Origin of the sequence: Chitinophaga sp. OAE865 (genome assembly GCF_040546735.1) — a bacterium.
In the GTDB taxonomy this organism is placed as follows: domain Bacteria; phylum Bacteroidota; class Bacteroidia; order Chitinophagales; family Chitinophagaceae; genus Chitinophaga; species Chitinophaga polysaccharea_A.
Genome location: NZ_JBEPOF010000001.1, coordinates 1,827,316 through 1,840,206, shown reverse-complemented (window position 1 = coordinate 1,840,206; position 12,891 = coordinate 1,827,316). Strand labels below are relative to the sequence as shown.

Sequence of the window (12,891 nt, the reverse complement as noted above, 5' to 3'; positions counted from 1 at the left end):
ACAGCACGGGTACGGCAAGGGTATGCCGGCAATCAACGGGAAGTTAAAAATAATTATTCAACGCCCTGCACTACCACCACAATTTCTCCTTTTACCCCTTTCTCGCTGAAATAATCGTGTACTTCCTGTAGTGTACCCCGTTTATTTTCCTCGAACATTTTGGTGAGCTCACGGCAAACGCAGCATTGACGGTCTGGTCCGAAGTACTGGATCAGGTCGGCCAGGGTTCTGAGCAATCTCATGGGCGACTCGTAGAAAACGATGGTGCGTTCTTCCGTGGCGAGTTTTGTAAAGAGGGTATGGCGGCCTTTTTTAAGGGGGAAGAAGCCTTCAAAGGCAAATCGGGTCATGGGGATGCCGCTGTTCACCAGGGCGGGCACAAAGGCGGTGGCGCCGGGGAGGCATTCCACGGGTACGCCTGCACGGGTACATTCCCTTACCAGCAGGAAGCCGGGATCAGATACGCCCGGTGTACCGGCGTCTGTGAGCATAGCCATTGTTTTACCATCCTGCAGCTGTTGCAGGAGATGCTGTACTATTTTATGCTCATTATGCTGATGGTAGGGTGTAACGGGTTTATTGATCTGGTAATGCCGCAGCAGTACGCCGGACGTGCGGGTATCTTCCGCGAGGATCAGGTCTGCTTCTTCCAGCACTTTTACGGCCCGGTAGGTAATATCGGCGAGGTTACCGATGGGAGATGGAACTAGATATAATTTCATAATTTAATTACGAATTACGAATTACGAATGTGTGGGGAGATGCAGCCCGGAGACAATTCCAGTTATCTCCCCACAGCTCCGTTATCCGTAATCCGCAATTAATTATTGTATTTGTACTTCAAAAGATTCCATTACCTGGTTTGCCAGCAGCTTCTGGCAGGCATTTTCAGCGATCTGCCTTGCTTCTTCCTGGCTGGCGGCTTCAATTTGCAGAGTAATGTGTTTACCAATACGTACATCTTGTACCTGGCCCAGGCCGAGGTTCTTGAGACCACTCATTACCGCTTTTCCCTGCGGATCTAATAATTCTTTCAGTGGCATCACATTGATATGTGCAGTAAAAGTCATTGTGCTAGAAATTTTGCCGCAAACCTACATCAAAAAATCCAGAATGTTAAACCGCTTCTATTTTCGGCGGTACTGCTACCGATAATATTACGTAACAAATAAATATAAAGGGAACGGCAGCGAATTGCAGGAGCGGTATGCTTATAATGGTAAGAAGGATCAGCAGGAAACGGGGCCAGTTGGCCGTCAGGCTCTTACTTTTAAATTTCAGGCTGATCATGGGGATTTCGGCCACCATCAGGTAACATAGCAGGGCAATGATGATATAGAGCACCCATATATTCTGGAACCAGTGGGCCAGGTTGAACGGGTTAAATAAAACGATCAAAGGGAAAGAGGCCACCAGCAGGGCTACTGCGGGAGTTGGCACCCCGATGAAATTTTCCGACTGACGGGTATCAATATTGAACTTAGCCAGGCGATAGGCGGCGAAGCAGGGCACCAGTAAGGCCGGCGCCAGGTTGATGACAGACACATCAAAAACATCCGGTTGCTGGAAATAAGCGCTGCGCAGGAGGCGGTACAGTATCATACCGGGTACCACGCCAAACGTAACTACGTCCGCCAGTGAATCCAGTTCTTTTCCCATAGGGCCCGATACTTTGAGAAGACGGGCTATCATGCCATCAAAAAAATCAAAGATCCCTGCAATTACTACCAGGGCGGAAGCCCAGTATACCGGTTCAGGGCTGATAATCGTATAGTCGGCACCGTTAATCTCTGCGCGGTATTCAGGAGCGTGCAATATACAGATAATAGCCAGCGCACCGCAAAAGAGGTTACATAGGGTAAGAATATTCGGTAATTGTTTCATTAACTATGATTATGATGATTTGTGATTATCCTGGTGAGCGAAGATAGAATATTGTCTTTTAATCTTTGCTTACCAGGATAATCATAAAAATCACCATCGTTATTTTGCCATCAGCGCTTCAATTTCATCGGCGGTGATGGGAATATTCTTCATCAGGTCCACATTACCTTCGGCCGTGAGCCAGATATTGTTTTCGATGCGGATACCCAGTTGTTCTTCTTCAATATAAATCCCTGGTTCGATGGTCATTACAGCACCTACCGGGATAGGTTGATGGAAAGAAGGACCGAGGTCGTGCACATCCACGCCGAGATGATGGGAAATGCCATGGTACAGGTATTTACGGTAGGCCGGTGTTTCCGGGTCCTGGTTTTTTACCTGTTCTTCTGTAAGCAGCCCGATCTTTATAAATTGTTTGGTGGCTTCCTCTCCTACCATTTCATGGTATTTAGCGATGGTAATACCCGGGCGGAGAATGGATTTCGCGTAGTTATGCAGGTGCAGGCAGGCATCATATACCTGGCGCTGGCGTGGTGAAAATTTTCCGTTTACCGGTACTGAGCGGGTAAGATCAGCATTATATCCGCCGTACTCCGCACCAAAATCCATCAGGACCACTTCCCCGTCTTTACACTCCTGGTTATTGGAAACGTAGTGGAGGGTGCGCGCACGGTCGCCGGAAGCGATGATAGAGCCATAAGCCTCGCCGCCGGAGCGGTTGCGCAGGAACTCGTGCAAAATTTCCGCGTGGATCTCATGTTCCCATACACCTGGTTTGATAAATTTCAGCAGGCGGCGGAAAGTTTTTTCCGTGATATCCATTGCTTCCTGCATCACTTTAATTTCTTCCGGTGTTTTTACCGCACGCAGTTCTTTGAAGATAACGGCTGCGCGCAGGTAATTATGCAGCGGGTAGCGTTCTTTCATTTCCTGTGCATAGCGGTAATCCCTTACCGGTACCAGGTTGGCCTTGCGGTTATTTTCATTGGAATTCAGGTAGATGTTGGCCGCATCGTTGATCCACTGTTGTAAAAGCGCATCCAGGCTATCGAGCCATATTACGGTAGACATACCGGATACGGCGTAGGCTTCGTCTTTGCGTAACCGGTGCCCGTCCCACTTTTCCTTTAATTCGTTCGGGCGTACCAATACCAGTACTTCTCGGTACTTAGGATCCGGGTTATCGGGAAACAATACCACCATGGTATCTTCCTGGTCAATACCTGTAAGCCAATACAGATCAGAGTTCTGTTTGAACTTATACAAGGCGTCGCCATTGGTGGGCAGTTCGTCGTTGGAGTTGATAATAGCTATAGACTGCGGCTGCATTTTAGCCACAAAGCGCTGGCGGTTCTTTACAAACAGCTGCGGATCCAAAGGCAGATTCTTCATGTCGCTTAATTTCAAATGAGGGCTCAAACCTATGTAAAATTCGGGAGGTAGAAATGTGAAAAGGGCTTGAATTAGCAAATCGGTCAATATCTGCAACATTAAATGACAAAATCGTACTAATATTTCCTTACAACTAATTAATAGTATATTCTCTCTTTTTTGGTTAGACAATCTAGCAATGAACCACACACATTTTGAAGATATTGCAACGATCACCCATAAAGCGGTAATTAATTTCTAAATTTCAATGGTATAACACCTATAGAATTTGACAATATCAAAAAATCGCTAGTTTTGCTTATACACCAAAACAATCTTGCTTTTATGCAAATAAGTAGCGTAAGGAATCCTGTTGCTGACTTACGGGGACTTGGCATAGAGAACGTAGCGAACGTCTATTACCAACTTTCACCCGAACAACTCGCAGAGCAAACGGTGGCCCGTAAACAAGGAGTATATGCCGATACAGGCGCATTGGCCGTAAACACCGGGGCGTATACCGGCCGCTCACCCAAAGACAAATTCATTGTAAAAGACAACATCACAACGGACACTGTTAACTGGAACGATTTTAACCTGCCTATCTCTGAAGAAAATTTTGATCGTTTATACAGCAGGATCACCCGTTATTTCAGCGGCAAAGATGTATGGGTGCGTGATTGCTATGCATGCGCCGACCAGGATTACCGGGTCAACATCAAAGTGATCACAGAATTGCCGTGGTCAAGCCTGTTTGCCTACAACATGTTTTTACGCCCTTCGGAAGATGAGCTGGATGAAATGCACACCGACTGGACCGTGATCCAGGCCCCCGGCTGCCTGGCAGATCCTGCTACCGACGGCACCCGCCAACAGAATTTCTCCGTAGTGAACTTTACCAGGAAGATCATTCTTATAGGCGGCAGCGCCTATACCGGGGAAATCAAGAAAGGTATTTTCACCATCCTGAATTATGAACTGCCTCACAACAAAAATGTGCTGAGCATGCATTGCTCCGCCAACATGGGCGAAAACGGTGATACCGCTATTTTCTTTGGTCTGAGCGGCACCGGAAAAACCACGCTGAGCGCAGATCCTGCACGTAAGCTGATAGGCGACGACGAACACGGATGGACCGCTACCGGCGTATTCAATTTTGAAGGAGGGTGTTATGCAAAATGTATTGATCTTTCCGAAGAAAAAGAGCCGCAGATATTTCATGCCGTACGTGAAGGTGCGTTACTGGAGAACATCAAATTTTTTCCGGGTACCCATACGGTGAATTATACGGATTGTTCCATCACGGAAAACACACGTGTATCTTACCCGTTGCCTTATATTGAAAATGCGATGGAACCTGCCATAGGCGGCATTCCAAAAAACATATTCTTCCTTACCTGCGATGCCTATGGCGTATTGCCACCGGTATCCAGGCTGTCGCCCGGGCAGGCTATGTACCAGTTCATTTCCGGTTATACTGCGAAAGTAGCCGGTACCGAAGCTGGTATCACCGAGCCAAAATCCACTTTCAGCGCCTGTTTCGGTGCGCCATTCATGCCTTTGCATCCTGCACAGTATGCGCAGATGCTGGGTGAAAGAATGCGCAAATACGATGTTAATGTGTGGCTGATCAACACTGGCTGGACCGGTGGGGCCTATGGTACCGGCAGCCGGATGAAGTTGTCGTATACCCGTGCCATGATCACTGCTGCGCTGAACGGTAGTCTTGATAAGGCAACCTTCCATCCTCATCCTGTATTTGGCTTCGCCATCCCGGATCACTGCGACGGTGTTCCATCCGATATACTGGACCCGCGCAATACATGGGAAGACAAGGCTGCATACGACAGGCAGGTAAAGGATCTGGCCGGTCAGTTCATCCGTAATTTTGAAAAATATGCAGACGCATCTGCACCGGAGATCCTGGATGCGGCGCCAAAAATTTAATAACCCCTGTGATCTGGCTCTTCCGTTGCATATATCAGCAGGAAGAATTATATTCAAGTTTTGCCTTATAATTTCCACTGAACCAATCGTAAGTTCCTGACGGGCGCAATGCCCGGGCAAAACAAGTTCCTTTACAGGGGCTTGTTTTGCCGGATCTTAGGAAATATTTTCTTCCCCTTACCCGCTTACCGCAGCAGGCGCTTCCCAAAAAGCGGATTTCATAGCTGATTACATACAGCTTTTTCTTACCTTTGCACATGCAAATTTTAGACGGTAAACTCGTTTCTGAGGCTATAAAAGCCCAATTAGCCGCCCAGGTGGCCGAATTGAAGGCCGCTGGGAAAAAGGTCCCTCACCTGGCTGCCATATTGGTAGGTAATAATCCGGCAAGTGAAACCTACGTGGCATCCAAAGTAAAATCATGTGCAGAATGCGGTTACAATTCCACCCTTCTGCGTTTTGATGCACAGATCTCTGAAAAGCATCTGCTGGACCAGATCATTCTGCTGAATGAGAACCCGGATGTAGATGGTATCCTTGTACAATTGCCATTACCCAAGCATATCAACGAAGAGCTGGTGATCAATACCATTGATCCAAGCAAGGATGTGGATGGTTTTCATCCCATGAACGTAGGTAAAATGGTAAGCGGATTACCTGCATTTATTCCGGCTACTCCATACGGTATTATGCTGATGCTGGAGCATTACAATATTCCCACCAAAGGAAAGCATGCCGTGGTAATAGGCCGCAGCCATATTGTAGGTACGCCTATGAGCATTTTGCTGAGCCGCAATACCAATCCTGGTAACTGCACTGTTACCCTTACGCATTCCCAGACACATAACCTGGCTGAAATTTGCCGTCAGGCAGATATTATCATTGCTGCTATAGGCCGGCCGGATTTTGTAACTGCGGATATGGTGAAAGAAGGTGCTGTAATTGTGGATGTAGGTATTAACCGTGTGGAAGATGCCAGTAAGAAAAGCGGCTTCCGCCTGAAGGGTGATGTGAAGTTTGATGAAGTAGCGCCCAAATGCAGCTATATCAGCCCGGTACCGGGAGGTGTAGGTCCTATGACCATCGCTGCATTACTTAAAAATACCTATCATTCCGCTATTGGTTTGAGAGGAAGTATGAACTAACCGGCAGACCGGAAAACTGATTTAGCATTAAATGCAGCCGGACGCTAAAAAAACCGGACCTTTGTGAAGTAAGACATGTCTGTAACAACAATAAATATTAATACCGATACTCTCCCTGTGATGGAGCGCTTTTACACCATCCAGGGAGAAGGCTACCACCAGGGAAGGGCAGCCTATTTTGTCAGGCTGGGTGGCTGTGACGTGGGTTGTGTGTGGTGCGATGTAAAAGACAGCTGGGATGCAGACAAACATCCGCAGATAGCCGTTTCTGAAATTGTAACGGAAGCAGCTGCTTACCCGGGCCGCATTGCAGTGATCACCGGCGGAGAACCGCTGCTTCATAACCTCGATGCACTTACCCGTTCCCTGCATAAACATGGATTTCATACGCATATTGAAACATCCGGATCTTCCCCGCTCAGTGGTAAGTGGGACTGGATTACTTTATCGCCCAAAAAATTCAAGGCGCCATTGCCGGAGATCTGCAAGGCAGCACATGAGCTGAAAGTGGTGATCTTTAATAAAACAGATTTCGCCTGGGCTGAAAAATATGCCGCCTTAGCGGGCAAACACTGTAAGTTGTACCTGCAGCCGGAATGGGAACGCAGCGCAGAAATGACGCCGCTGATCACGGAGTATATCAAGGATCATCCCGAGTGGACCATGTCGTTGCAGATCCATAAGTATATTAACGTTCCTTAATCGCCTTCGGCGATCACTCACACTATTTTCATAGTAATTTCGTTAATTACATTGCGAATACATACTATGAAGAAAACCTCCCTGTTAATACTAAGTTGCCTGCTGGGCTTCGGGCTGCTGTTGCAAGCCCAGACCGTTACCTATGAGAACGCTCCTAAAAAGGCCAAAGCCAGTTTTGACCGCGCTATTGATGCCGTAAGAACTTACCAGACCAAAGCCGCTATCGGGCTGCTGCAGGAAGCTATTAAAGCAGCACCCAATTTCACGGATGCCTACGGGCAAATGGGTTTATGCTATGTGGAACTGAAAGACTATGCTGCTGCCACAGCTGCTTTTGAAAAATTAAAACAGCTGGACAGCAGCGGGTTGCGTCCGGTAATGGTACCCTATTCAAAGGCCATGGCAGGAACAGGTAATTTCGTAGGTGCGTTACAGTTAATCAATCAATACATTGCAACTGTAAAGTCGAAAAGTGCCAATGCGGAAAAACTGAAAGTGAATTATGAATTCGCCGTAAACAATGGCAGGCAGGCAGTACCATTCCACCCCGAAAACCTTGGAGACCCGGTAAACAGTAAAGACCCGGAATACTTCCCCTCATTAACCATTGACAGTAAAACATTGATCTTCACCAGGCGTGTAAATGGCCGCAACGAAGATTTCTATATTACAAACCGGGATAACGATCACTGGTCTGCTGCACAAAACATGGGTGAACCTGTAAACTCCTCTTTCAATGAAGGCGCACAAAACATTTCACAAGATGGTACCATGCTGGTATTCACAGGCTGCGAATTTCCGGAAGGCAAAGGCAGCTGCGATCTCTACTACTCAGAAAAAACGGCTTCAGGCTGGACCACACCAAAAAATATGGGATCGCCCATTAATACACGCGACTGGGAATCACAACCCTGCCTCAGCGCCGATAAACAAACACTTTATTTTGCACGTGAAACACCAGATCATGGTGCAGATATATTTGTAACCAGGCGGCAACCCAACGGGCAGTGGAGCGTTCCGGAAAGGATGGGCCCCAATATCAATACCAACGGCAGGGAAACAACTCCTTTCATCCACGCTGACGGGCAAACGTTGTACTTCGCTTCCGACGGGCATCCCGGGTATGGCGGACTGGATATCTTTTATTCGCGGCGCCAACCGGATGGCAGCTGGGGGCCCGCCACCAACCTTGGTTATCCTATCAATACCATTGACGAAGACGCATCGCTGGTAGTGGAAGCAAACGGGAAAACCGCCTACCTGGCCTCTGATCGCTCCGATACCCGCGGCGCACTGGATATTTACAGCTTTGAACTTTATCCCGAAGCACGCCCCCTGCAAACACTGTATGTTAAAGGTTATGTGTACGACACGCTCACGCATAAACGCCTCACCGCCAATATCGATATCACCGATCTGCAGGGTGGCTACAATATTGCTACCGTTACCACCAATGAAAACGGCGACTACCTGGCACCGTTACCGGTAGGAAAGGATTATGCCATGCATGTGAACAGGAAAGGATATCTTTTTTACTCCGATAATTTTTCACTGAAAGAACATAACCCGGGTATACCTTACGAAAAAAATATTCCATTACAACCACTGGCAGCCAATGCGAGCATCGTGTTAAATAATATTTTCTTTGACAGCAAACAATATAACCTGAAACCTGAGTCTGTAACAGAGCTCAACAAACTGGTAAACCTGTTGAAAGATAACCCGGCTGTAAAAATTGAAATTTCAGGATATACCGACAATGTAGGATCGGACAAAGACAATCAATTGCTTTCCCAGAACCGTGCAAAAGCAGTTGTGAGCTACCTGTCTGAGAAAGGCATTACGCCAGACCGGCTTACTGCAAAGGGTTACGGTGAAAGCAACCCCGTTGCTACCAACGACACCGAAGAAGGAAGAGCTGCCAACAGGCGTACGGTGTTCCGGATTATCAGCCTGTAGCGGATTTTGTCTTTTCCAGGATTATGATGATTTCGCTGATTATACTTTTGGGATTTTGTAATAATTAAGGGAGATGTAAGCGGACGCTTATATCATCAGTATTGTCAGGTTAAGGCATGAATGGGAAGAAATCGGTTTACATTGTCGTAAAGCTGAGCTGGTTGCCGGGTATTTTTTATAATTCTTCCGGGTACGAAATCCGCAGCGCAGGGGAACGCCGCACTAGTAATTCCGCAACCTGCTTTGCAGTATGGAGTCTTTCTGCTGGGTAGTTAGCTTATACTGGAAATTGTAGAGCGCTCCTTCCCAGTCGCCATACATAGGATTGGGGAGAACGATATACCGGCTGCCGAAATCCGGCGCTGCCTGTAATGTGGCGGTATTTCTTTCTTCAAAAGGTTTTTTATCGAAGGTGGAGGAGAAGTCGCCAAGGTTATCTCCGAACAGCATTACAATTTCATACTGCTGTAATACCTGTTGCCGGCGCGGCTCTTTACCTGAAGTAGTGGTTTTCAGAAACAGGTGCTCATTGTCTGCATCCGGGAACTGGTAATGCTGAAGGTTTTGCAGGGTTACCGCCCTTTCGGCTTCCAGCCTGTTGGTGATATAAAATACTTTCACGCCTTTGGAAGCAGCGTATTTAAAAAAAGAGGGAGCGCCGGGAACTGTGTCTGCCACGGCTTTGGCCGTCCATTCCATCCAGCTTTTATCATCGTATGTTTTGCCGGCCAGTGCCTGGTGTACCGAGTAAGGGCTGTTATCGAGTACGGTTTCATCTATATCAGTAACTACCGCCAGTGGTTTGCTGCCTTTGGCCGCGATGTACTGATCGAGGCGAAGGGCTGCCAGCTGGTATGCCTGGAGGCACAGTGCTTTGTATTCGCCGGATTGCTGCTGCCATAGTGCAGCCCATGCGGGGCCTCCGGGAAGCAGTTGCGATCCCGCATTTTTTTCTGCTACCGGCCGGGTAGTTTTACAGGCCAGTAATCCTGCTGCCATTATGCCTGTCAGTATCCATTTCATCTTCATAAAAATATCCGTTGGTAGCTGCAAAAATAATTCATGCCAGGGAGAAAAAGTGCCGGAGGAAAATTGTAAATTATGCGGAAATTATTGTTTGTTATGCCCCAGGAACTCATGTATCAACTGGCGTTAACCCGTATTCCCCTGATCGGCGATATAACTATAAAGAAACTGCTGGAACATTTCGGCAGCGCCGGCAACATTTTCAATGCCCGCAGGCAGGAGCTGGAAAGGATTGAAACCGTAGGCGCCATAAGAGCGGGCGCTATCCGTAGTTTCCGTGATTTTACGGAGATAGAAAAGGAAATAGCGTTTATGGAGAAGCACAGGATACAGCCGTTATTCTGTACAGATCCGGCATATCCCCAACGGTTGCTGCATTGCTATGATAACCCTGCCATGCTGTATTACAGGGGCAATGCATCGCTGAATGCCGCGCGGATGATCAATATTGTGGGCACCCGGCACCCTTCTGCCTATGGCAGGAGCGTTTGTGAGGCGCTGGTTGCGGGCCTTTCGGAGGCCGGTGTTACCATTGTTAGCGGTTTGGCCTATGGTATTGATATTATTGCCCATAAAACCGCCCTTACATCCGGGATTCCCACCATTGGGGTACTGGCACATGGGCTGGACCGGATCTATCCGCCGGCGCATAAGCAGGTGGCTGTGCAGATGCTGGAGCAGGGCGGGCTGCTTACTGATTATCCAAGTCAAACGGCGCCCGACCGGCAGAACTTTCCCAAGCGGAACCGGATTGTAGCCGGGATCTGCGATGCCACTATTGTAATAGAAAGCGGGATGCGTGGAGGATCACTGATCACCGCCGACCTGGCCAACAGCTATCACCGCGATGTGTTCTGTATCCCCGGAAGGCTGCATGATCCGCAATCGGCAGGTTGTAATTACCTGATCGGGCAAAATAAAGCAGCGCTGCTCACCGGTGCAGCGGATGTACTGGCATTTATGGGCTGGCAGGAAAAGACGGGAGCCGGCTCCGTACCCGTGTCACAAACCCGGTTATTCCCCGAACTGAGCGAAGAAGAACAGCTGATCATGTCGCTTTTCCGGGAAAAATCACAGCGGCACCTGGAGGAATTGTACCTGCAAACCCGGTTATCCGGCAGCCAGGTAGCTACCGCTGTTTTTAACCTGGAGATGCAAAGTGTGCTCAGAAGCTTACCGGGACAACTTTATGAACTGGTTTGTTAATGATTAATTAACAACCTGCCAGGCCGGGTGGGGAGTGATTATTTTATTTATTGGGTAATTAGGTGTACATTTGCGTGCAATTATTTTTTAACTGATTAATAGTTGCATCATGCCTGCGGGAAAATCTAAACCCAAATTTGTAGCTGACGGACTGACATTTGATGATGTGCTCCTGGTACCGGCCTACTCTGAAGTTCTGCCTAAAGAAGTAAATCTCTCTACGCAATTAACAAAAAACATACGCCTGAATATACCAATGGTATCTGCAGCGATGGATACTGTTACAGAAGCGACGCTGGCCATTGCGCTGGCAAGGGAAGGCGGAATAGGTATTCTCCACAAAAACATGAGCATAGAACGGCAGGCCGAAATGGTAAGGCGTGTAAAACGCAGTGAAAGCGGTATGATCATAGATCCCGTTACACTGAAAGCGGATGCCACCATCGGAGAAGCGCTGCGACTGATGAAAGAAAACGGTATCGGCGGTATTCCCATTGTTGACGACAACAGCAAACTGGTGGGGATCCTGACCAACAGGGACTTACGTTTTGAGAAGAACAAAAAACGCCTTGTAAAAGAAGTGATGACCAGCGAAAACCTGATCACTGCTCCCGAAGGCACCGACCTGAAAAAGGCAGAAAAAATCCTCCAGCAATATAAGATTGAAAAATTACCGGTTGTTAACAAGCAGGGCAAACTGGCAGGGCTGATCACTTACCGTGATATCCTGCAGCTGACCAGCTATCCTAACGCAGTAAAGGACGAATTTGGCCGTTTACTGGTAGGTGCCGCATTAGGTATCACCGCCGATCTGCTGGACCGTGCACAGGCCCTGATCAATGTAGGCGTAGATGTGGTTTGCCTGGATAGTTCCCATGGTCATTCCATTGCTGTACTGAACAACCTGAAGAAATTAAAGAAAACATTCCCGAAACTGCAGGTGATTGCCGGTAACGTAGCCACTGCGGAAGGTGCGCTGGCACTGGCACAAGCAGGAGCCGACGCTGTAAAAGTAGGTGTAGGCCCGGGTTCTATCTGTACTACCCGTATCGTTACAGGTGCAGGGTTCCCTCAACTTTCCGCCGTTATGGAAGCTGCTGATGCATTGAAGAAACTGGGTATCCCGGTTATTGCAGATGGCGGTATCCGTTATACCGGCGATATGGTGAAAGCCCTTGCAGCAGGCGCATCTACCATCATGGCAGGATCCATTTTTGCAGGTGTGGAAGAAAGCCCCGGGGAAACCATCATTTACGAAGGACGTAAATTCAAATCCTACCGTGGTATGGGCTCTATTGAAGCCATGCAGGAAGGCAGTAAAGACCGTTACTTCCAGGATGAGGATGATATCAAGAAACTGGTACCTGAAGGCATTGTAGGCCGTGTTCCTTACAAAGGCATGCTGTCTGAAATAGTGCAGCAGTTTGTAGGCGGTTTACGGGCTGGTATGGGCCTTACCGGTTCCAAAGATATCAAAGCCTTACAAGGTGCGCAGTTTGTAAAAATTACCGCAGCTACCGTGAAGGAAAACCACCCGCATGATGTGGTGATCACCAAGGAAGCACCTAACTACAGCAGATAAGCAACATGTCAGATATAAACGCCTGGTACCAAGTACCGGGCGTTTTTGTTTTCAGTGATTCCGCGCTTA

At 48.0% G+C, this 12,891-nt stretch carries 11 protein-coding genes; 6 read left to right on the top strand and 5 right to left on the bottom strand.

Annotated elements, in window-relative coordinates:
- Positions 1–53: 53 nt before the first annotated feature.
- From rsmI to ABIE50_RS07710, 4 genes are all read right to left on the bottom strand, one after another.
- Complete coding sequence (gene rsmI, locus ABIE50_RS07725) at positions 54–722, bottom strand: 16S rRNA (cytidine(1402)-2'-O)-methyltransferase (RefSeq protein ID WP_209866942.1); 669 nt, start codon at positions 720–722, stop codon at positions 54–56.
- A 102-nt stretch (positions 723–824) separates the two neighbouring features.
- A complete protein-coding gene (purS, locus tag ABIE50_RS07720; protein WP_142683702.1) occupies positions 825–1,070 on the bottom strand; it encodes a phosphoribosylformylglycinamidine synthase subunit PurS in 246 nt (81 codons plus the stop codon).
- Between the two features lie 46 nt (positions 1,071–1,116).
- Entirely contained in the window at positions 1,117–1,884 is a 768-nt protein-coding gene (locus ABIE50_RS07715; protein WP_209866940.1) for a CDP-alcohol phosphatidyltransferase family protein, read from the bottom strand.
- Between the two features lie 99 nt (positions 1,885–1,983).
- Positions 1,984–3,276 (bottom strand): aminopeptidase P N-terminal domain-containing protein, encoded by a 1,293-nt coding sequence (locus ABIE50_RS07710; protein ID WP_209866939.1) that lies wholly within the window; start codon positions 3,274–3,276, stop codon positions 1,984–1,986.
- 324 nt (positions 3,277–3,600) lie between these two features.
- On the opposite strand from ABIE50_RS07710, the gene pckA reads away from it, so the two are divergent.
- The 4 genes from pckA to ABIE50_RS07690 all read left to right on the top strand — a co-directional run bounded on the left by pckA (position 3,601) and on the right by ABIE50_RS07690 (position 9,008).
- Positions 3,601–5,202 (top strand): phosphoenolpyruvate carboxykinase (ATP), encoded by a 1,602-nt coding sequence (gene pckA / locus ABIE50_RS07705; RefSeq protein ID WP_209866937.1) that lies wholly within the window; start codon positions 3,601–3,603, stop codon positions 5,200–5,202.
- A 257-nt stretch (positions 5,203–5,459) separates the two neighbouring features.
- Entirely contained in the window at positions 5,460–6,347 is an 888-nt protein-coding gene (gene folD / locus ABIE50_RS07700; RefSeq protein ID WP_142683706.1) for a bifunctional methylenetetrahydrofolate dehydrogenase/methenyltetrahydrofolate cyclohydrolase FolD, read from the top strand.
- A gap of 75 nt (positions 6,348–6,422) precedes the next feature.
- Positions 6,423–7,049, top strand: a complete 627-nt coding sequence (locus ABIE50_RS07695) for a 7-carboxy-7-deazaguanine synthase QueE (RefSeq protein ID WP_354027918.1) — start codon at positions 6,423–6,425, stop codon at positions 7,047–7,049.
- Between the two features lie 66 nt (positions 7,050–7,115).
- The gene (locus ABIE50_RS07690; protein WP_209866935.1) at positions 7,116–9,008 is read left to right on the top strand and encodes an OmpA family protein; all 1,893 of its coding nucleotides are present in this window, start codon (positions 7,116–7,118) and stop codon (positions 9,006–9,008) included.
- Positions 9,009–9,230: 222 nt separating this feature from the next.
- Here ABIE50_RS07690 and ABIE50_RS07685 read toward each other — a convergent pair whose 3' ends face one another.
- On the bottom strand, positions 9,231–10,031 hold the full coding sequence (locus ABIE50_RS07685) for a 5'-nucleotidase, lipoprotein e(P4) family (protein WP_354027917.1): 801 nt from the start codon (positions 10,029–10,031) through the stop codon (positions 9,231–9,233).
- Between the two features lie 78 nt (positions 10,032–10,109).
- On the opposite strand from ABIE50_RS07685, the gene dprA reads away from it, so the two are divergent.
- Both dprA and guaB read left to right on the top strand, forming a co-directional pair.
- Entirely contained in the window at positions 10,110–11,240 is a 1,131-nt protein-coding gene (gene dprA, locus ABIE50_RS07680; RefSeq protein WP_354027916.1) for a DNA-processing protein DprA, read from the top strand.
- 109 nt (positions 11,241–11,349) lie between these two features.
- The gene (gene guaB / locus ABIE50_RS07675; protein WP_209866932.1) at positions 11,350–12,822 is read left to right on the top strand and encodes an IMP dehydrogenase; all 1,473 of its coding nucleotides are present in this window, start codon (positions 11,350–11,352) and stop codon (positions 12,820–12,822) included.
- The last annotated feature ends 69 nt before the right edge of the window (positions 12,823–12,891 follow it).